Here is a 20,527-nt window from a genome sequence, read left to right as displayed (position 1 = left end):
CCCCGGTTCGAAAGAATCGGGGGCGTTTTGCTTTACGGGTTTGACAGGTCCGCCATTGCAATCTGGTTTCTTCGCCCGCGGAGGGCAAGATTCCGTTGATTGGAATTCATAGGTGCCACTGCACTTGCACTGATCTGGCTAGATGCTTCCTATGCTGGCCCCCATTCTTTCGATTCGGCGGCGCAGAAAGTCTTCGGCCAAGCCTGGTTCGGGTTGGAGTCGTTGGCCAATGTAGAGCTCCTGGCGGCGCTCGCTGATTTGGCTTTGCAATCGCTGGATCATCACACTGAAGGGGTCCAATCCAATAGTTTCAGCTCGGCGGATAGCTTGCCAGAGTTGGTGCATGGGGTGGGCTTGCAGCGCAATCAAGTGAGCTTGGACGACGCGCAGGCGGCCTTGTACAGAGCTTTCGCAGCGCGACAACCAGTTTCGAAGCGCGTCGGCATTTCCACCAGTGACCTTGACCGGATCCTCGCCATTGGCCAACAGGAGCGCCTCCAGTTGACCGCGCCGTTCTGCCGCATAGGCTTCATTGACCAGCATCATGGCTTGTTCTCGCCGCTGCCGTTCGTGTTCATTGCTGGCGAAATCCGGGTGAAGGCGCATCGCAGCGCGGCGATACAGGGTCTTTAAGCTCGGGGGCGGCAGGTCGATGCATCCATTGGTCGGTTCCGCTGGTAGCGGCGCGGCCGCGGGGAGCTTGGGAATAGATGGCAGGGCGGTCGCCTGCGGTGCTCGCGGGGTCCGTGCATCTATGCCGTTGCGGCGCAACGCATCGGCCAAGTATTGCGTTGCAGTGTGCAACTGCGATTCAAGGGCGTCGAGTTCTAGATAGGCGCTTCCTAGAGTGGCAGCGTAACGGTCGACGAACGCAGTGAGCTGTGAATGCAGTTCATGAAACTCAGACTCCTGTGTTTGCAAATAGCGCTGGAGCTCTTGCAACTGAGCGTGGCGACGTTCCAGGCCATGCCTTGAAAGCGCTGAATTGTTCATGGCATCGGGTTGAAAATGTGAGCTGGGCAACGGCTTGATTGTGGCGCCTCAGGACAACTTCGGAAAAAGGAAACAGCCCCGTGCGGGGCTGTTTTATGTCGGGGCTAACCCGGATGTGAGGCGGAGATTTGTTGCTCAGCCTACTCTGCACTCTTCAAATGAAAGGTAGTGGAGGCTTACGGCTGTGAGGCTGTCTGACTTGCTGCAACTGCGGGAGCACTCAAGACTGCCGTGGCTGCTGGATTGCTTGCCTGCTCGGTAGACGCTCCTGCGCTGACCGCAGTGGGCGCTGCATGAGATGCCCCGCCGTTGGTCGGCAGAGGAAGCAAAGGCACGATCAGCAAGGCAACGATATTGATGATTTTAATCAGTGGGTTGACGGCCGGACCGGCGGTGTCCTTGTATGGGTCACCGACCGTGTCACCCGTGACTGCGGCTTTGTGAGCCTCTGAGCCCTTGCCACCATGGTGCCCGTCTTCTATGTATTTCTTCGCGTTGTCCCACGCGCCACCTCCAGTGCACATAGAGATTGCAACGAACAGGCCGGTGACGATTGTGCCCATCAGGAGGCCGCCTAGGGCAGCGGGGCCCAGCAGCAAGCCCACCAGCACGGGCACGACTACAGGCAGCAAGGAAGGAACGATCATTTCCTTGATGGCGGCTGTTGTCAGCATGTCAACGGCCGTACCGTATTCGGGCTTGCCGCTGCCATCCATGATGCCCTTGATGTCTCGGAACTGGCGGCGCACCTCCACGACCACGGCGCCAGCCGCACGTCCCACGGCTTCCATGGCCATAGCGCCGAACAGGTAGGGAATCAGTCCGCCGATGAAGAGGCCGACGATGACCTTTGGGTCACTGAGATCGAAGCTGACGCTCAGGCCGCGGCTCTCGAGAGAGTGGGTGTAGTCCGCAAACAGCACGAGTGCGGCCAAACCAGCGGAACCGATTGCATAACCTTTCGTCACAGCCTTGGTGGTGTTGCCAACCGCATCCAAGGGGTCCGTCACATCGCGCACGCTCGCTGGCAGTTCTGCCATTTCCGCAATGCCGCCCGCGTTGTCGGTGATGGGGCCATAGGCATCGAGTGCAACCACAATGCCAGCCATGCTCAGCATGGAGGTGGCGGCAATGGCGATCCCATAGAGACCGCCCAGGTGGTAGGCCGCCAGGATCGCGGCACAAACAAAGAGCACGGGCCAAGCTGTGGAGCGCATCGACACCCCCAGGCCGGCAATGATGTTGGTACCGTGGCCCGTTGTCGACGCTTGGGCAATGTGCTTGACGGGTGAGTACTGGGTGCCGGTGTAGAACTCGGTGATCCACACCAAGGCTGCCGTCAGAATCAGGCCCACAGCGCAAGCGCCAAACAGGCGCAGGCGGGTGTCTGCACCTAGTGCGTCGTCGGGCATGACGGCATTGGTGACGAAGTAGAAGGCGATCAGCGACAGCACGCCGGCAACGGCCAGTCCCTTGTAAAGTGCCGGCATGACATTCTTCATGCTTGGTGAAGCTTTGACAAAGCTGCAGCCAATGATGGACGCGATGATGGACACGCCGCCCAGCAGCAGGGGGTACAGCACGGCTTGCATGGCTGCAACTTTGACGACCAACGCGCCAAGTGCCATGGTGGCGATCAAGGTGACGGCATAAGTCTCGAACAAATCGGCGGCCATGCCTGCGCAGTCGCCGACGTTGTCGCCCACGTTGTCGGCAATGACGGCCGGGTTGCGCGGGTCATCCTCGGGGATGCCTGCTTCGACTTTGCCCACCAGGTCTGCACCGACATCGGCGCCCTTGGTAAAGATGCCGCCGCCGAGGCGGGCAAAGATTGAAATCAGCGAGGATCCGAAGGCAAAGCCGAGCAGGGGTTTGAGGGTGGCCGGGTCTACGTTTTCTCCGCCACTCAGGAACCAGAAAAACAGGCTGACGCCAAGCAATCCCAGGCCAACGACCAGCATGCCGGTGATGGCTCCGCCTTTAAAGGCCACGTCCAATGCCGGGCCTATCCCTTTGGTGGCGGCTTGTGCAGTGCGTACATTGGCGCGAACCGATACATTCATGCCGATGAAGCCGCAGGCCCCGGACAGTACGGCGCCGAGTACAAATCCGACCGCCGTGATGTTGTCGAGGAAGACAGCGATCAGGATGGCCAGAACGATGCCCACCACGGCGATCGTCTTGTATTGCCTTGCCAGATAGGCTGCAGCACCTTGTTGGATGGCGGATGCAATTTCCTGCATGCGCGGATTGCCTGCGTCCTGGCTCAGGATCCAGCTTCTTTGAATGAATCCATACAAGACTGCGGCAATGCCGCAGGCCAGCGCGAAGTACAGCGCCAATTGGGTCGTCATGAACGGGTCTCCTGTTGGTGTTACTGCCAAATCGGAATGCGCCTCGATGCCCCTACGCCAGACCTGCACGGTGGCGGCTCAGGTCGCTGCATTTGATGCTACGGGATGGGCTTTGCGTAAAGCAATCGAGCGCTCTGGGTGTTTACCCAGTGTTTGCGGGTAAACGATGCGCTGACGCCCAGACCCAGCGGTGTGCTGCAAGCGCTGGTGTTGCAGCTTGCGCCACCGCTGTCACGGCGGTGTAAGCGCAGCCCTTAGAATCCGGGTTTCCCCTCGCGTTAGACCAAGAGAATCATGAGCCTGCACAACGTCACCCCCGGCGCCAAGGCGCCCGAACAGTTCAACGTCATCATCGAAATTCCGATGAACGCCGACCCGATCAAGTACGAGGTCGACAAGGAAACCGGTGCCATGTTTGTGGACCGTTTCATGACCACGGCCATGCACTACCCCTGCAACTACGGCTACATCCCGCAGACCCTGTCGGATGACGGCGACCCGGTGGATGTGCTGGTGGTGACACCGTACCCGCTGACCCCAGGTGTGGTGGTGACCTGCCGCGCGGTGGGTGTGCTGAAGATGGAAGACGAAGCAGGCGGCGACGCCAAGCTGCTGGCCGTACCCATCGAAAAAATCCTGCCGATGTACACCCACTGGCAAAAACCCGAAGACGTGAACAAGATGCGCCTGAACGCCATTCAGCACTTCTTCGAGCACTACAAGGACCTGGAGCCAGGCAAGTGGGTCAAGGTGCAAGGCTGGGAAGGCCCTGAAGCCGCCAAGGCTGAAATTCTGACTGGCATCGAGAACTACGCCAAGGCTCAGGCCAAGGCCTGAGGTTGTTCAGGCTGAGGCTTGGTCCTCAGCATCGGTGCGCTCAGCCCGCAGCCGCAAAAGCGCCCGCACAGACCTGTGCCGGCGCTTTTTTCTTGGCCCTTGAGGACGGCAAGCGCCGGGCGGGGCTCAGCTGGGCTTGAAAGGCTGGTGCGATTCCAGCTCGTTGACATAGGCATGCATGGCTTGCCCCTCGCGCCCAAGGAATTCCGCCACCGCCTGGCTGAAATCCGGGTGCGCCAGCCAGTGGCTGGAGCCGGTGCTGACCGGCATCAGGCCCCGCGCCATCTTGTGCTCGCCTTGCGCGCCACCCTCGAAGCGCTTGTAGCCCTGGGCGATGCACCAGCGCAAGGGCTGGTAGTAGCAGGCTTCGAAGTGCAGGCAGGAGATGGATTCGGTCGCACCCCAGTAACGTCCAAACGCCACGTGCTGCTTGGGGTCCAGCGCGATCAGTGAGGCGGCCACCGCCTGCCCCTCGAGCCGGGCGATGAACAGCAGCCAGTGTTCGGGCATGCACTGGGCCATGAGCCGAAAGAAGTCACGAGTCAGATAGGGTTGGCTGTGATGGGCGCGGTAGGTCAGCTGGTAGCAGCGGTAGAAGAAATCCCAATCCGCCTCTTGGATCTCCGTGCCCTGGCGTGCTTCGAAGCTCACGCCGGCCTCGCGCACCTTGCGCTGCTCTTGCTGGATCTTCTTGCGCTTCTCGCGCTGCAGCGAGGCGAGGAAGTCCTCGAAGTCTCGGTAGGGCGTCTCAAGGCGATTGCTCCAATGGAACTGCACGCCGCTGCGCGTCATCCAGCCGCCCGCGCTTGCCGCCGTCTGCTCCGCTTCGTTCGCGAACAGGATGTGCGCAGAGGACAGCGATTGTTGGCGCGCCAGAGTCAGCAGCGCATCCAGGAGCAGTTGCCGCGCGGACTCGTCCGCGGCCAGCAGTCGAGCGCCGGGCACCGGGGTGAAGGGCACGCCCACCAGCAGCTTGGGGTAGTAGTCCAGGCCGTGGCGTTGGTAGGCATCGGCCCAGGCCCAGTCGAACACGTATTCGCCGTAGGAGTGGCTTTTCAAATAGGCCGGGCAGGCCGCGATCAAGCGTTCGCCCTGCCAGACGCTCAGAAACTGCGCTTGCCAACCGGTTGCGGCCGTGGCGCTGCCCGATTGCTGCAGCGCTTGCAGGTATTCCAGGCGCATGAAAGGCGTGGCTTGGGCCTGCCCGGCCAGCAAGGCATTCCAGGCGTCGAGAGGCAGCTCCTGCAGGTCGGAATGGACCCGGATGACATAATCGGCCGAGCTAGTTTTCATCTGTGTGAGGCCCATGTCCGTGAAAGTCGCGCTTGCGCAAATCAATGTCACCGTCGGTGATCTCGCGGGCAACGCCAAAAAGATTGTCGAGTTCGCGCGCCGCGCCCATGAGTCCGGCGCCCAGCTCTTGCTGACCCCCGAACTGAGCCTGTGCGGCTATCCGCCCGAAGATCTGTTGCTGCGGCCTGCATTCATGCAGGCCTGCCATGAGCAGCTGCAGTGGATCGCCAGCGAACTGGCCGATTGCTTGGGCCTGCATGTCGTTGTCGGTCATCCACTGCAACGCGAGGGTGAGGTGGATCTTAGGTCCAAGAGCTGGGCCGTGCCGGCGCGCTTCAATGCGGCCTCAGTGCTGGCAGGGGGACAGGTCTGGCGCAGCTATGCCAAGCGCGAGCTGCCCAATTACCAGGTCTTTGACGAACGGCGCTATTTCGTCTCGGGTCGTGATGCGGGCGAGGCGCCTCTGGTCTTTGACGTCGGCGGTCTGCGTTTTGGCTTGAACATCTGCGAAGACGCCTGGTTCGACGAACCTGCCCGCGCCGCCAAGGCGGCCGGCGCCCAGGTGCTATGCGTGCTGAATGCCTCTCCCTTCCATCTGGGTAAGGTGGCTGAGCGCGAAGCGCGCATGGCCGAGCGGGTGGCCGATGTGGGCTTGCCCTTGCTCTACGCTCATCTGGTGGGTGGGCAGGACGAGGTGGTGTTTGATGGTGCGTCGTTCGCGCTCGACGCCCAGGGCCAGCTCGCTGCGCGGGCAGCCATGTTCGAAGAGGATCTGCTGCTGATCGAACTGGATGCCCAGGGTCACGTCCAGGGTCAGGTCTTGCCCCTGCCGGAGCTGGAGGCCCAAGCCTGGGGCGCGCTGGTCATCGGCGTGCGCGACTACATCGACAAGAACGGATTCCCGGGGGCTTTGATCGGCCTGTCCGGCGGCATCGATTCGGCCCTGGTGTTGGCTATTGCGGTCGATGCGCTGGGTGCCGACAAGGTGCGCACGGTGATGATGCCTTCGCCCTACACGGCGGATATTTCCTGGATCGACGCCCGCGACATGGCGGAGCGCCTGGGTGTGCGCTACGACGAAAAATCCATCGTGCCCATGTTCGAGGCTTTCAACACCAGCCTGGCTGACGAGTTTCAGGGCTTGCCGCTGGACGCGACCGAGGAAAACATCCAGGCTCGCATTCGCGGCACCCTGCTGATGGCGCTGTCCAACAAGTTCGGCTCCATCGTGCTGACCACCGGCAACAAGAGCGAAATGGCGACCGGCTACTGCACGCTTTACGGCGATATGGCCGGTGGCTTTGCCGTCATCAAGGACGTTGCCAAGACCTTGGTCTTCCGCCTGGCGCGCTGGCGTAACGAGAAGCCCACGCGGCGTGCCGATGGCACGGTTGGCCCCATCATCCCCGAACGCATCATCACCCGGCCGCCCTCGGCCGAGCTGCGCCCCGATCAGAAGGACCAGGACAGCCTGCCGCCCTATGAGGTGCTGGATGCCATCCTCGCCCGCTATATGGAAGAGGATCAGTCTCTGGCCGAGATCGTCGCGGCGGGCTTTGATCCGGCCGATGTCGAGCGTGTGACCCGGCTGATCAAGATCAACGAATACAAGCGACGTCAGGCGCCCATTGGCATTCGCATCACCCATCGCGCTTTCGGGCGGGATTGGCGCTATCCGATTACCTCGAAGTTCCGTGCTTAAATCCTCAGGTCCCCATCTTTCCAGGAGCATCCGTCCATGAAGCAGATCACTGCCATCATCAAGCCATTCAAGCTGGACGAAGTCCGCGAATCGCTGGCCGAGGTGGGCGCATCGGGCTTGACCGTCACCGAAGTCAAGGGCTTTGGCCGGCAGAAGGGCCACACCGAGCTCTACCGCGGCGCCGAGTACGTGGTGGACTTCCTGCCCAAGGTGAAGGTGGAGGTGGTGGTCAAGGATGAAGATGTGGAGCGCTGCATCGACGCCATCCTCAAGGCCGCCAAGACCGGCAAGATCGGCGACGGCAAGATCTTTGTCACCCCGGTCGAGCAGGTGGTGCGCATCCGCACCGGTGAGACCGACGAAGCCGCGGTCTGAGTTGTCTCGTCAGTGATCCGCGCCGTGGCCGCCGTGAGGCGCGCGGCAGCGCTGGGTCAAACGACGAAACGGTGCCACAAGGCCGCGCCCCAGACGCCGACGCACAGCAGCAGGGCCAGCAGCACAGCGGCACTGGCCAGATCCTTGGCCCGTTTGGACAGATCGTGGATCTCGAAGGACACGCGGTCGATCGCGGCCTCGATGCCTGAGTTCAGCAACTCGACGATCAGCACCAGCAGCAGCGAGCCCAGCAGCAGCGACACCTGCACCCAGCCCTCGCCCAACCAGAAGGCGGCCGGCGTGGCCAGGATCAGCAGCCAGACCTCCTGGCGAAACGCACTTTCCTCGGTGTAGGCCGCCTTCAGGCCGGACATGGAATAGCCGGCCGCATGGATGATGCGGTCGATGCCGGTACGGCCCTTGTGCGGGTTGCTCATCTCGGGGTGCTCACTTGGATTTTTTCGTGGGTACCTGGGTGATCAGCTGGGTGCGGCCGATCACATCATGCAGGAACTGCCCGCCAGGCAGCACCCGGCTCAGCGCGGCATAGCCCAGCAGGCCGAGCAGGCCCACCACGCTAATGGCACCAAAGCCCAGGCCATGTTGGCGCATCTGCAGCGCGGCCATCACGGGCAGTAGCCACCAGGCGAAGCTCAAGACATAGCGCAGCAAGGCCTGGCCCACGCTCAGGGGCTGGCCATCGAGGCGCAGCACACGGATGTGCCAAGTCTTCATCGGCAGGGTTTGGCCGCTGCGGCTCCAGAAGTAGACGAAGTAGGCGCCGAAGCTGCAGGCCAGAGCCAGCATCAAGCCGCTTCGGTGCTCAAGAGCGTGGCGCTGCTGGGCCAGCGGGGAATAGACGAGGCCGGTCGCCATGGCCACGGCGAACAGCAGAATGCCCTCGTACATGAAGGCTGCCAGGCGTCGCGCCAAGCCAGGCGCCCGCGGCAATGCGGGTGTCGAGGAATCAGAGTCGCTCATGAGTCAAGAGGCTGAAGCGGCTGGGGCGGCAGGAGTCGGAATGGGCGTGCTGGTGGCCGCTTGTCGCTTGGGCAGCAAGGTCTTGCTGTCGACCAGATTGGGGTCAGCCCAGACCTTGGTCTGGCCTACTTTCTGGTGGCTCGGGCGCAGCGCCGTTTGTGTGATCAGCACGGTGCTGACCCCGGGCTTGGCTTGCAGCAGCGACGGAGCCACCGGCTTGACCGACAGGTTCTTGGGCAGAGCCGGCACTAGATTGGACTTGTTCTGGCTCTCGATGGCCGCCGCCGTCGGCACGCCGACTTTTTTCGGGGCCTGTTTCTTGGCGGCCTTGTCGGCCAGCTGTTGACGCTTTTCGGGCGGCAGGGCCTGGTAGGCCTCCCATTTGGCTTGGCGGTCGCCTGGGTTCAGCTGTTGGGCGGCAGCTTGAAAGCCGGCTCGTGCTAGCTGGCGCTCGGCTGCGCTGAGGCGGGTCCAGTCGCGCATGCGTTCTTGCATGCGCGCTTGCTCTTCCGCCGGCAAGGCCGGGAAGCGCTGGGCGACTTCCAGCCACTTGCTCTTGCGCCCGGCGTCCAGGCCGTCCCAGTCGCGCTCGAGCGGGGCGAGGATTTTCTTTTGCGTGGCGCTCAGGCCTTGCCAGGCCGGCGGCAGCAAAGCGGTGCCGGCACCCAGGATGGGGGCAGTGTTGCGTTTGGCTGCAGACGCGGCTTGTGCTGGGGCTAGGGCTTTGGGGGCGGGCACGGCGCTCGCTGCTGGCAGGGCGGCTGTGACCGGCAGAGTTGCGCTGGCAGCGTCGGCGGGCAGGGCTTGCGCGAGCACGGCCGATGCGCCAAAGCTCAACAGGACAGCCGCGGCCATGTCGCGGCAGAGGATGGCGAGTTCAGGTCGGACGGACGCGCTTTTCAGAGAAACCAAGGTGCGCATCCGTCAGTCTTGCTCGTCGCTCAAGAATTCAGAGAAGCCCGGGTCGCTGTAGGCCGAGGGTGGCAGGTTGTCGGCCAGCAAGGCGGTGTCCACCTCAGCAGCAGCCAAGATTTGTTCGTAGAACTGGCCATGCTGGATCAGCGCCAGGCCCAGCACCAGCATGCACAGTGGCATCAGCGAGGCGAACTTCAGCCAGCGCGGCGAACTCGCGCCCCCAAAAAGGGCCAGGGCGGCGCCCGCGCGCACCACGCGGGTGCTGGGGGCCAGCTCCGCTTGCGCGGCACGCGCCTCGCGCGCCTTGAGCATGGCCTGCTCGCGGGCGAAACGCAGACGTTCGTTGACATCAGCCGGCAAGGCCTGGCTGCGTTCGCTCAAGCCAGCGGCCACGCGCAGGCCGAAACGTGCCACGCGGGCGTCCAGCTCTTGCGCAAACTGTGAGTGCTTCGACGTGTTCATAGTGTGATTCCCTTGGCCTTCAGCGATTTTGCCAATGCATGTGTGGCTCGGGAGCAGTGAGTTTTAACACTGCCTTCCGAGCATCCCATGACGCTGGCGGTCTCCGCGACATCCAGTTCCTCCCAGTAACGCAGCAGGAAGGCTTCCCGTTGACGCGCCGGCAGTTCCGCCACTTCCGCGTCAATGACCTGCAAGATCTGGGCCCGTGAGACCTCGTCCGCGGCGCTCAAGGCGCCAAGTGCTCCATCCTGGCCTTCCAGCATTTCCAACAGGTCAAAGTCGCCGTCTTCGCCGCTGCCTTCGAAGTCCGACATGTTCTGCATCACCCCATTGCGCACCTTTTTGCGCCGGAAGTAATCCATGGTGGCGTTGGACAGGATGCGTTGGAACAACAGCGGCAGTTCGGCCGCCGGGCGGTCGAAGTACTTCTCGGCCAGGCGGATCATGGCGTCTTGGACGATGTCCAGCGCGGCATCGTCGTCACGCACCATGTAGGCGGTGCGCTTGAACGCGCGTTGGTCGACGCTGCGCAGGAAATCGTTGAGTTCTTTGTCGGTGGCCAAGGAGGGGGAGGGCGGCAAGCCCGGACTGGCAAAACAGCGCGAAGTATCGCATTGCGTGGCGCGGCGGCGGCGGTCTAGGCAGGCAAGTCGACGAAGGCGCTCCCAAGTCGGTGCATAATGCTGCTTCGCACAATGAAGTCACTGGTCTCAGACTGGCTTGCCCGACCCGGGTGCCAAGTTTTTTGATCGCGCAGGTTCCGAGTCCACCTCACAAGGGTGCGAGAAGGGACACCGATGGTTTTTCGTTAGAGAAATTCACAAAGGTTCGAAATGGACATGTCTAGCGCGGAAGTCAAGCGCGTTGCGGCCTCGGATGGTCGTACGCAGCCTCACTCCTCAAATTCCCCCTCCTTGTCGGAACTTAATGGTTCCGAGATCCTGGTTCGCTGCCTGCAGGCCGAAGGTGTTCAATTCCTTTGGGGCTATCCCGGCGGCGCGGTGCTGTACATCTACGACGCACTGTACAAACAGGAAACCATCCAACACGTTCTGGTTCGCCATGAGCAGGCTGCCGTGCATGCCGCCGACGGCTATGCCCGCGCCACCGGCGATGTCGGCGTGGCCCTGGTGACCTCGGGTCCGGGCGTGACCAATGCCATCACCGGCATCGCCACGGCCTATATGGACTCGATCCCCATGGTGATCGTGACCGGCCAGGTGCCTACGCCGGCGATCGGCCTGGATGCATTCCAGGAATGTGACACCGTCGGGATCACTCGGCCCATCGTCAAGCACAACTTCCTGGTCAAGGATGTGCGCGATCTGGCCATGACGATGAAGAAGGCCTTCCACATCGCCCGCACAGGCCGGCCCGGCCCGGTGGTGGTGGACATCCCCAAGGATGTCTCCATGGCCAAGCTGGGCGCTGCCTTCGAATACCCCAAGCATGTGGAGATGCGCTCCTACAACCCTGCGCGCAAGGGCCATTCGGGCCAGATCCGCAAGGCGGTGCAGCTCTTGTTGCAGGCCAAACGCCCCTACATCTACTCGGGCGGCGGCGTCATTTTGGGCGAGTCCTCGGCCGAGCTGCGTGAGCTGGTCAATCTGCTGGGCTACCCCTGCACCAACACCTTGATGGGCTTGGGCGCCATTCCCGCGAGTGACCCCAAGTTCCTGGGCATGCTGGGCATGCACGGCACCTACGAAGCCAATATGACCATGCAGCACTGCGATGTGCTGCTGGCCGTGGGCGCTCGTTTCGATGACCGCGTGATCGGCAACCCCAAGCACTTCGCCCAGGTCGAGCGCAAGATCATCCATGTGGACATCGACCCGTCCTCGATCTCCAAGCGTGTGCGCGTGGACATCCCCATCGTCGGTGACGTCAAGGACGTGCTGCAAGAGCTGATCTTCCAGATCAAGGAGGCGCAGGCCAAGCCCGATGCGGCTTCCATCAATGCCTGGTGGAGCCAGATCAATGAATGGCGTCGACGCGATTGCCTGGTCTACAAGCCGTCCACCGAAGTCATCAAGCCGCAGATGGTGGTTGAGACCTTGTGGAATCTGACCAAGGATCGAGATGCTTACATCACCTCCGATGTGGGTCAGCATCAGATGTGGGCGGCTCAGTACTACCGCTTCGAAGAACCGCGCCGCTGGATCAACTCCGGCGGCCTCGGCACCATGGGCGTGGGCCTGCCCTACGCCATGGGCATCAAGCTGGCCAAGCCGGAGTCGGACGTGTTCTGTGTCACCGGCGAGGGCAGCATCCAGATGTGCATCCAGGAGCTGTCCACCTGCCAGCAGTACAAGACGCCGGTCAAGATCGTCGCCTTGAACAACCGCTACCTCGGCATGGTGCGTCAGTGGCAGGAGCTCGACTACGGCAAGCGCTACTCCCACAGCTATATGGAAGCGCTGCCCGATTTCGTCAAGCTGGCCGAGGCCTACGGCCATGTCGGCCTGCTGGTCGAAAAGCCTGGTGATGTCGAAGGCGCGCTGCGCGAAGCCATGCGCTTGAAGGATCGCACGGTCTTTCTCGACATCCGCACCGATCCGACCGAGAACGTCTGGCCCATGGTCCAGGCGGGCAAGGGTATTTCGGAAATGCGCCTGGGATCCGAGGACCTGTGAGTGCTTGAGGGCAGGGCCTGGGCGTCAGCGTTACCACGCTGATGTCAAAGGCCTCGCCCGCAGCACTCCGCCCAAGCCTCGCACCTGTTTCCATCCATCGAAGAGCGTGGCCAAGAGCCGTCGGTTACCGCCGCCGGTTTGAAGAGCGCGAAGGACGAGACCACACCCATGAAACACATCATTGCACTGCTCATCGAGAACGAGCCGGGCGCGCTGTCGCGCGTCGTCGCCCTGTTCTCCGCCCGCGGCTACAACATTGAGAGCCTGACCGTGGCGCCGACCGAGGATGCCTCGCTGTCGCGCATGACCATCGTCACCACCGGTTCGGACGAGGTGATCGAGCAGATCACCAAGCACCTGAACCGCCTGATCGAAGTGGTCAAGGTCGTGGACCTGACCGAAGGCAATTACACCGAGCGCGAACTCATGCTCATCAAGGTGCGCGCGGTCGGCAAGGAGCGCGAAGAGATGAAGCGGACCGCCGACATCTTCCGCGGCCGCATCATCGATGTGACCGAGAAGACCTACACCATCGAGCTGACCGGTGATGCCAGCAAGCTCGACGCCTTCATCGGTGCGATCGACCGCGCGTCCATCCTGGAAACGGTGCGCACCGGCACCAGCGGCATCGGCCGCGGCGAGCGCATTCTGCGCCTGTAGATGACGCCCGATTTCATCAGACCCATCTGGCAGTACCCACCCCTCTTTTTTCGACCGATTCACTGAATTTTTCTGGAGACCGACATGAACGTTTTTTATGACAAGGACGCCGACCTCAGCCTCATCAAGGGCAAGAACGTCACCATCATCGGCTACGGCTCACAAGGCCATGCCCATGCACAGAACCTGAACGACAGCGGCGTCAAGGTCACCGTCGGTCTGCGCCGCAGCGGCGCGTCCTGGGCCAAGGCCGAGAACGCCGGCCTGAAGGTGGCCGAAATCGCTGAGGCCGTGAAGGCCGCCGATGTGGTCATGATCCTGCTGCCCGACGAGCAGATCGCCGAGGTCTACAAGAACGAAGTTGAGCCCAACATCAAGCCCGGCGCTTCGCTGGCCTTCGCTCACGGCTTCAATGTGCACTACGGCCAGGTCACGCCGCGCGCTGATCTGGATGTCTGGATGGTCGCGCCCAAGGCCCCGGGCCACACCGTGCGCGGCACCTACACCCAGGGTGGCGGCGTGCCCCACCTGATCGCTGTGTACGCCGACAAGACCGGCCGCGCCCGCGATCTGGCCCTGAGCTATGCCTCCGCCAACGGCGGCGGCAAGGCCGGCATCATCGAGACCAACTTCCGCGAAGAGACCGAGACCGATCTGTTCGGCGAACAAGCCGTGCTGTGCGGCGGCGCTGTGGAGCTGATCAAGGCTGGCTTTGAAACCCTGACCGAAGCCGGCTACGCGCCCGAGATGGCCTACTTCGAGTGCCTGCACGAACTGAAGCTGATCGTCGACCTGATTTATGAAGGCGGTATCGCCAACATGAACTATTCGATCTCCAACAACGCCGAGTACGGTGAGTACGTGACTGGCCCGCGTGTGGTGACCGAGGCAACCAAGAACGCCATGCGTCAGTGCCTGAAGGACATCCAGACCGGCGAGTACGCCAAGAGCTTCATTCTGGAAAACAAGGCCGGTGCACCGACCCTGCTGAGCCGCCGCCGCCTGACGGCCGAGCATCCGATCGAGCAAGTGGGCGAGAAGCTGCGCGCCATGATGCCTTGGATCAAGAAGAACCGCCTGGTCGATCAGTCCAAGAACTGAGGATGGACCGAGGACAGCGCCTGTGCGCTGTCCGACGCCATCCGAAGGCCAGTCCACATCTTGTGTGGACTGGCTGAGCGCTCTAAGCCGCAAAGCCGCGACCTGTTCGCGGCTTTTTTGCCTCCGGTCCCTGTTGTATCCTTGCGCCCCATGACCGATCCCAAGAATCCCATGCCCGCGGCCTTGCCCGACGATGACGACATCGAGGTGCACGAGCCTGTGCGTCCGCGCCGCAAGGGCATCTATATCCTGCCCAATCTCTTTACCCTCGCGGCTTTGTTCAGTGGCTTTTACGCCATCGTCATGGCGATGAATGGGCGCTTCGAGCAATCGGCCTACGGCATTTTTTCGGCCATGGTGCTGGACAGCCTGGACGGCCGTGTGGCGCGCATGACAAACACCCAAAGCACCTTTGGCGAGCAGATGGACAGCCTCTCCGACATGGTGTCCTTCGGCGCTGCGCCGGCGCTGATCCTCTACATCTGGGCTCTGTCCGGCCTGGGTAAATGGGGATGGTTTGCGGCTTTCGTCTATATGGCCGGGGCAGCTCTGCGTCTGGCGCGCTTCAACACCAATATCGCAGTGGTCGACAAGCGCTTCTTCCAGGGCGTGCCCAGCCCCGCCGCGGCAGCCTTGGTCATGGGCCTGGTCTGGGTGATGGATGATGCCGGCTACAAGGCCATTCACAGCACGCCCTCCCTGGCCTGGGTGGCCTTCGGCTTCACGCTCTATGCCGGCCTGACCATGGTGACCAATGCGCCGTTCTACAGCTTCAAGGACGTCAGCTTCAAGCGTTCGGTGCCCTTCATTGTCATCGTCGCGATTGCGCTCGGGATTGCCGTTATCAATATTGACCCGCCGCGCGTGCTGTTCGGCTTGTTCTGCGTCTATGGCCTCTCGGGCTATGTGGTGTATGGCTACAAGCGCATGAAAGGCAAACCGGTCAGCGTGATCGCCACGTCGACGGACGAGCCCGATGAAAAGGGCTTGCACGACTGAGTGGCCCCGGTTTCGCGTGCTATATTGCAAGCCATGTTGAAGACGACTGCGTTCGCGCTGCTACTAGCCATCGAGCCTCGGGCCCGCTGATCGCGCACGTCTTCACAGAACAGTTTTCGCACATCACACCGGCCCGCCAAGCTTCTGCTTCGCGGGCCGTTTTGTTTTCGCAGTTCGTTTGTTTCATCAACCCAAGCCACATGGAGACCCTCATGGCTGACCAGCTGATCATCTTCGACACCACCCTGCGCGACGGCGAGCAATCGCCCGGCGCTTCGATGACGAAGGACGAGAAGCTACGCATTGCGCGTCAGCTTGAGCGTCTGCGGGTGGACGTGATCGAGGCCGGGTTTGCGGCTTCGTCCAATGGCGATTTCGAGGCCGTCAAGGCCATTGCAGATGCCGTGCGTGAAAGCACCATCTGCTCCCTGGCTCGCGCCAATGACCGCGACATCGCTCGCGCCGCCGAGGCGCTCAAGGGTGCGGCGCGCTCACGCATTCACACCTTCATCGCTACCAGCGAGCTCCATATGGAGAAGAAGCTGCGAATGACGCGCGAGCAGGTGCTGGAGCAGGCGATTCAGGCGGTGCGTTTCGCTCGCAATGTTACCGATGACGTCGAGTTCTCGCCGGAAGATGGCTACCGTTCCGACCCTGACTTCTTGGCTCGGGTGGTCGAGGCGGTCATCAAGGAAGGCGCGCGCACCATCAACATCCCGGACACCGTGGGCTACGCCATTCCCGAGCTCTACGGCAACTTCATCAAGACTCTGCGCGAGCGCGTGTCCAACTCGGATCAGGCGATCTGGTCCGTGCATTGCCACAACGACTTGGGCATGGCGGTGGCCAACTCCTTGGCTGGCGTGAAGATCGGTGGCGCGCGCCAGATCGAGTGCACCATCAATGGCCTGGGCGAACGGGCCGGCAATTGCTCTCTCGAAGAGGTGGTGATGGCAGTCAAGACCCGCCGTGACTATTTCGGGCTGGACTGCAATATCGACGCCAGCCATATCGTCGCCGCCTCGCGCCTGGTCTCGCAAACCACTGGTTTCGTGGTCCAGCCCAACAAGGCCGTGGTCGGTGCCAATGCCTTCGCCCATGCGTCCGGCATCCATCAGGACGGCGTGCTCAAGGCGCGCGACACCTATGAAATCATGCGCGCCGAAGACGTGGGCTGGAGTGCCAACAAGATCGTGCTGGGCAAGCTCAGCGGCCGCAATGCCTTCAAGCAGCGCCTGCAAGAGTTGGGCATTGCTCTGGAGTCCGAGGCGGAAGTCAATGCCGCCTTCGTGCGCTTCAAGGATCTGGCCGACCGCAAGAATGAAATCTTCGACGAAGACATCATCGCCCTGGTGATGGACGAGTCGGTCACCTCCGAGCACGAGCATTTCCGACTGGTGGCCATGTCCCAGCGCTCGGAGATGGGCGAGAAGCCGCACGCCAGCGTGGTGTTCGCTGCCGGCTCACAAGAGCATCGCGCCGAGAGTGATGGCAATGGGCCGGTCGACGCGGTGTTGCGCGCCATCGAATCCCAGGTTCAAAGTGGCGCCGAGATGGTGCTCTATTCGGTCAATGCGATCACCAGCGGCAGCACAGAATCGCAGGGCGAGGTGACTGTGCGCCTGCAACATGCCGGGCGGGTGGTCAATGGTGTCGGGGCTGATCCCGATATCGTCGTGGCCTCGGCCAAGGCATATTTGAGTGCGCTGAACAAGCTGCAGAGCAAGACCGAGCGGGTGGCCGCGCAGGGTTGAGCGGGCGCACCAGGCCCGTGGCCCCGGGCCTGGTACCTGCATTTCGAGGGCATCCAAGTTCAGCTTGAAGAGTCAGCGCTAAGCGATTGATCTTGCGTGTATTTTTCCTTTCACCTAAACTGCAAGACAGTTGTTGGGGGCCCGGTTTGAACAATAGATTCTCGAAGCAGTTGACGCATTTTTCCGCCAGCCTGGCCTTGGTCGTGGCGGGTTTCCTGGGTAGCGCCCCGCTGACCAGCGCTGCCGCGGCACAAAAAGCACCGGTGGCCAAGAATGCGCGCGCCGCCAAGCCGGCTGCGCGCAGCACCTATCTGAACAAGGCGGCTAAGGCGGCCCAGCTTAAGTCTGGCGGCAAGGCTCAGCCCAAAGCGGCCCTGCGCGTTCGTACGGGCAAGGCCCCGGTGGCTGCTCGCGCTGCCGTCGCTGAAGTGGCGGCCAAACCCACATTCGGCCAGCTCTACGGTCTGCACAGCGTGGAAGATGCGCTGAAGCTCAAATCCAGCGTGGCCCTGGTTCTGGATCAAGACACCAATGAAGTCTTGTTCGCCAAGAACTCCCAGGCCGTGCTGCCGATCGCTTCCATCACCAAGCTGATGACGGCGCTGTTGGTGGTTGAAGCCGGGCAGCCACTGGATGAAAAGTTGACGATCAGTGATGAGGACGTCGACTCTGAAAAGTACACGCGCTCGCGCCTGACGGTCGGCGCTACGCTGACTCGCGGCGAGATGCTGCATCTGGCCCTGATGTCTTCTGAGAACCGCGCGGCCAATGCGCTGGGTCGGTACTACCCCGGCGGTCTGGCGACCTTTGTCACCGCCATGAATGCCAAGGCACAGGCTTTGGGCATGACCGACACTCACTATGTGGAGCCGACTGGCTTGTCCAGCCGCAATCAGTCAAGCGCCAAGGATCTGGCGGCGCTGGTCAAAGTGGCGCACGAGGTGCCTTTGCTGCGTGAGCTGTCCACTTCCAAGGAATATCAAGTGGCCTTGGGTCGCCGTCAGCTGCAATATCACAGCACCAATGCTTTGGTCAGCAACCCTGCCTGGGACATCGGTTTGCAGAAGACCGGTTTTATCAATGAGGCCGGCCGTTGCTTGGTTATGCAGGCGCGCATGGCTGGCCGCAAGCTGATCATGGTCTTCCTCGATTCCACCGGCAAATACACGCGAATTGCCGATGCCGAGCGCGTGCGCAAGTGGATCAATAGCAATCCGAGCGCTGCGGCGGTGAACGTCAAGCCGACGATCTGAGTCAGGCACTTGCGTGGCTGTCTGGTCACCGAAAGAAAAAACGCGCTCAAGGAGCGCGTTTTTTCATGTCTTTTCGATAGTCGCTAGGTGGCTGAATCAGCCGCGAAAACCCAGTGACGCGGAGATCTGCGCTGCCGTTTCCTTGAGGCGTGCCAGCCAGCTTTCTTCCAGGCGGTCGGCTGGGGCTGAGATGGACAGGCCGGCGACCAGCTTGGCCTGGTCGTCATAGATCCCCGCGGCCATGCAGCGCACGCCGAGCTCCAGTTCTTCGTCGTCGCGTGACAGGCCGCGCTGACGGATCAGCGCCAACTCGCGCTCCAGCGCGCCGATTTCCGTGAGGCTGTTGCGCGTGTGGCCGGCCAGGCCCGTGCGGGTAGCATAGGCACGCACGCGCGTGGGGTCGTCGCTGGCCAGAAAGAGCTTGCCCACCGAGGTCAGGTGCAGCGGAGCGCGGCCACCCACCGCTCGCACCACCTGCATGCCCGAGCGTTCGCTGTAAGTGCGTTCTATGTAGACAATTTCGTCGCCCTGGCGCACCGAAAGATTGACTGGTTGGTGGGTGAACTTGTGCAGTTCGCGCATGGGTCCGAGCGCCGCATCGCGCACATCGAGTCGGGCCTTGACCAAGTTGCCCAGTTCCAACATGCGCATGCCGAGGCGGTAGCTGCCGGCCTCGGGGCGGTCGACGAAGCGCCCGATGGCGAGGTCGTTCAGAATCCGGTGCGCGGTGGACGGGTGCAGACCGGTGGTTTCGGCGATCTCTTTCAATGAAACCGGATCTTGGTGGCTGGCCAGAACATCGAGCAGCGCGAAGGTGCGCTCCAGCACCTGGATGGCAGGCGTTTGAGCTTCTTTATTCTTCATGCGGTGATTGTGCGGGGTTTCACTTTGTTTTGCATTGCGAAAAGTAGATTCAGCTCACGAGATGGTTTCGCTTGCGCAACAGCGCCGGCAGTTCGCATCGTGCAATGGCTGGGCGTGGCGCTTGCAAGCCTGTCGCTCGCGCTGGCGGTACAGGCCCAAACGGTGGCGCCCTCTTCGGAGCTGATGAATGCGCCGCCCGCAGCCGGGCCGCAGCAGCCGCCCGCCAGCTCGGCAGGGAGTTCCCCAGCTCATTCAAGCGTCAATTCGGCCACCAGCGCGCCGGCCCGGGTGGCTCCGGTGTCAAGCTGGTTGCGCCTGCCCAAGCTGCAGGGCCGCCTGACCGCGGCCGACCTGGGCCTGCTGATCAACACCAACGATCCGTACTCCGTGGCCGTGGGCCAGTACTACGCTCGCCGACGCGGCATTCCCGATGCTCATATCTTGCGCGTGCAGCTGCCCTTGCGTGCGAGTTTGAGTCTGGCCGAGTTCGAGAGTCTGCAGGCCAGCGTGCGCCAGCGCATGGGTCCACAGGTGCAGGCGCTGGCGATGGCATGGAGCCAACCTTACGCTGTGGAGTGCAACTCCATCACCTCGGCCTTGGCGCTGGGCTTTCAGCCTGAAATCTGCAAGCAGAGCTGCGCCCCGAGCCGGCCTTCGCCGTATTTCAACTACCAGGGCCGCAAGCCTTTCACCGACCTGGGCCTGCGCCCGTCCATGCTCTTGGCCGCACGCTCGGTCGAGAGCGCCCAGGCCTTGATAGAGCGCGGCATCGCCGCCGACCACAGCCTGCCATCCTTCGTGCCAGCGAATGCCTATTTCGTCAGCACCCCCGATGCGGCGCGCAGCGTGCGTTCGGTCTTGTTCCCCCCGGCCAGCACCATCCGGGCCTTGGGACTGGAAGCGCGCCGGGAGTCCAGCGAGGCCTTGCCCGCCCTCCTGCCGCGTGCCTTGTTGATGGCGACCGGTTTGGCGCGCGTGGAAGGCCTGGATCGGATCGACTGGTTGCCCGGTGCTCTGGCCGACCATCTCACCTCCTTCGGCGGCCTGCTGGAGCGCAACAGCCCGCAGGAGCAAATGAGTGCGCTGGATTGGCTGGAGTCCGGCGCTACCGCCAGCTATGGCACGGTCAGCGAGCCTTGCAACCACCTGCAGAAGTTCCCGCATCCGCAGATTCTGTTGCTCAGCTATGCCCAGGGCTTGAGTGCGCTGGAAGCCTATTGGCATAGCGTGGCTTGGCCAGGGCAGGGGGTGTTTGTGGGGGAGCCTCTGGCGGCGCCTTTTGCGCCGCCGTTCTAGCCCTGCAGCGCCCTTTGCGCCACCGTTCTGAAGCTTTGAAGAAGGCAGTCGG

General features: G+C 62.3%; 19 protein-coding genes. 10 read left to right on the top strand and 9 right to left on the bottom strand.

What is annotated here, in order from left to right; translation table 11 throughout:
* Positions 1–138: 138 nt before the first annotated feature.
* Together LNV23_RS22985 and LNV23_RS22980 are read right to left on the bottom strand one after the other, a co-directional pair.
* Positions 139–993 carry a J domain-containing protein gene (locus tag LNV23_RS22985; RefSeq protein WP_263565102.1) on the bottom strand — a complete coding sequence of 285 codons (855 nt, stop codon included), beginning with the start codon at positions 991–993 and terminating at the stop codon, positions 139–141.
* 176 nt (positions 994–1,169) lie between these two features.
* Positions 1,170–3,347: a sodium-translocating pyrophosphatase gene (locus LNV23_RS22980; RefSeq protein WP_263565101.1), complete on the bottom strand. Its 2,178-nt coding sequence runs from the start codon at positions 3,345–3,347 to the stop codon at positions 1,170–1,172.
* A 294-nt stretch (positions 3,348–3,641) separates the two neighbouring features.
* Here LNV23_RS22980 and ppa point away from each other — a divergent pair, with 294 nt between their 5' ends.
* A complete protein-coding gene (gene ppa, locus LNV23_RS22975) occupies positions 3,642–4,184 on the top strand; it encodes an inorganic diphosphatase (protein ID WP_263565100.1) in 543 nt (180 codons plus the stop codon).
* A gap of 126 nt (positions 4,185–4,310) precedes the next feature.
* Here the strand turns inward: ppa and LNV23_RS22970 are convergent, their stop codons facing one another.
* Positions 4,311–5,477, bottom strand: coding sequence for a GNAT family N-acetyltransferase (locus LNV23_RS22970; RefSeq protein ID WP_263565099.1), 1,167 nt, complete (start codon positions 5,475–5,477; stop codon positions 4,311–4,313).
* Between the two features lie 13 nt (positions 5,478–5,490).
* Between LNV23_RS22970 and LNV23_RS22965 the strand changes: the two genes are divergently transcribed.
* Together LNV23_RS22965 and LNV23_RS22960 are read left to right on the top strand one after the other, a co-directional pair.
* Entirely contained in the window at positions 5,491–7,179 is a 1,689-nt protein-coding gene (locus tag LNV23_RS22965; protein WP_263565098.1) for an NAD+ synthase, read from the top strand.
* A 36-nt stretch (positions 7,180–7,215) separates the two neighbouring features.
* Positions 7,216–7,554, top strand: coding sequence for a P-II family nitrogen regulator (locus tag LNV23_RS22960; RefSeq protein WP_102769755.1), 339 nt, complete (start codon positions 7,216–7,218; stop codon positions 7,552–7,554).
* Between the two features lie 56 nt (positions 7,555–7,610).
* Here LNV23_RS22960 and LNV23_RS22955 read toward each other — a convergent pair whose 3' ends face one another.
* From LNV23_RS22955 to LNV23_RS22935, 5 genes are read right to left on the bottom strand one after another with little or no spacing between them, the layout of a single operon-like run.
* Entirely contained in the window at positions 7,611–7,991 is a 381-nt protein-coding gene (locus tag LNV23_RS22955) for a diacylglycerol kinase (RefSeq protein ID WP_263565097.1), read from the bottom strand.
* A gap of 10 nt (positions 7,992–8,001) precedes the next feature.
* The gene (locus LNV23_RS22950; protein WP_263565096.1) at positions 8,002–8,535 is read right to left on the bottom strand and encodes an RDD family protein; all 534 of its coding nucleotides are present in this window, start codon (positions 8,533–8,535) and stop codon (positions 8,002–8,004) included.
* 3 nt (positions 8,536–8,538) lie between these two features.
* Positions 8,539–9,447: a DUF3106 domain-containing protein gene (locus LNV23_RS22945; RefSeq protein ID WP_263565095.1), complete on the bottom strand. Its 909-nt coding sequence runs from the start codon at positions 9,445–9,447 to the stop codon at positions 8,539–8,541.
* A gap of 12 nt (positions 9,448–9,459) precedes the next feature.
* The gene (locus tag LNV23_RS22940) at positions 9,460–9,912 is read right to left on the bottom strand and encodes a DUF3619 family protein (RefSeq protein ID WP_263565094.1); all 453 of its coding nucleotides are present in this window, start codon (positions 9,910–9,912) and stop codon (positions 9,460–9,462) included.
* Complete coding sequence (locus tag LNV23_RS22935; protein ID WP_263565093.1) at positions 9,909–10,475, bottom strand: RNA polymerase sigma factor; 567 nt, start codon at positions 10,473–10,475, stop codon at positions 9,909–9,911. The genes LNV23_RS22940 and LNV23_RS22935 overlap by 4 nt, the downstream gene beginning before the upstream one ends.
* Positions 10,476–10,745: 270 nt before the next feature.
* Between LNV23_RS22935 and LNV23_RS22930 the strand changes: the two genes are divergently transcribed.
* The 6 genes from LNV23_RS22930 (at position 10,746) to pbpG (ending at position 18,315) form a co-directional block, all read left to right on the top strand.
* Complete coding sequence (locus LNV23_RS22930; protein ID WP_263565092.1) at positions 10,746–12,548, top strand: acetolactate synthase 3 catalytic subunit; 1,803 nt, start codon at positions 10,746–10,748, stop codon at positions 12,546–12,548.
* Positions 12,549–12,716: 168 nt separating this feature from the next.
* Positions 12,717–13,208: an acetolactate synthase small subunit gene (gene ilvN, locus LNV23_RS22925; RefSeq protein ID WP_102769762.1), complete on the top strand. Its 492-nt coding sequence runs from the start codon at positions 12,717–12,719 to the stop codon at positions 13,206–13,208.
* 84 nt (positions 13,209–13,292) lie between these two features.
* Positions 13,293–14,309: a ketol-acid reductoisomerase gene (gene ilvC, locus LNV23_RS22920; RefSeq protein ID WP_263520937.1), complete on the top strand. Its 1,017-nt coding sequence runs from the start codon at positions 13,293–13,295 to the stop codon at positions 14,307–14,309.
* 171 nt (positions 14,310–14,480) lie between these two features.
* Complete coding sequence (gene pssA / locus LNV23_RS22915; protein WP_263520964.1) at positions 14,481–15,308, top strand: CDP-diacylglycerol--serine O-phosphatidyltransferase; 828 nt, start codon at positions 14,481–14,483, stop codon at positions 15,306–15,308.
* A gap of 212 nt (positions 15,309–15,520) precedes the next feature.
* Positions 15,521–17,062, top strand: coding sequence for a 2-isopropylmalate synthase (locus LNV23_RS22910; protein ID WP_263565091.1), 1,542 nt, complete (start codon positions 15,521–15,523; stop codon positions 17,060–17,062).
* Between the two features lie 170 nt (positions 17,063–17,232).
* Entirely contained in the window at positions 17,233–18,315 is a 1,083-nt protein-coding gene (gene pbpG / locus LNV23_RS22905) for a D-alanyl-D-alanine endopeptidase (RefSeq protein ID WP_263565090.1), read from the top strand.
* Positions 18,316–18,411: 96 nt separating this feature from the next.
* Here pbpG and LNV23_RS22900 read toward each other — a convergent pair whose 3' ends face one another.
* A complete protein-coding gene (locus LNV23_RS22900; protein WP_263565089.1) occupies positions 18,412–19,179 on the bottom strand; it encodes an IclR family transcriptional regulator in 768 nt (255 codons plus the stop codon).
* A 162-nt stretch (positions 19,180–19,341) separates the two neighbouring features.
* Here LNV23_RS22900 and LNV23_RS22895 point away from each other — a divergent pair, with 162 nt between their 5' ends.
* Positions 19,342–20,475 (top strand): TIGR03790 family protein, encoded by a 1,134-nt coding sequence (locus tag LNV23_RS22895; protein WP_263565088.1) that lies wholly within the window; start codon positions 19,342–19,344, stop codon positions 20,473–20,475.
* Positions 20,476–20,527: the final 52 nt, after the last annotated feature.

The organism is Kinneretia sp. DJ1R-11 (genome assembly GCF_025717595.1).
In the GTDB taxonomy this organism is placed as follows: Bacteria; Pseudomonadota; Gammaproteobacteria; order Burkholderiales; family Burkholderiaceae_C; genus Paucibacter_A.
The sequence above is the reverse complement of the archived record's forward strand: the minus strand, read 5'-3'. Positions and strand labels throughout refer to the sequence as shown.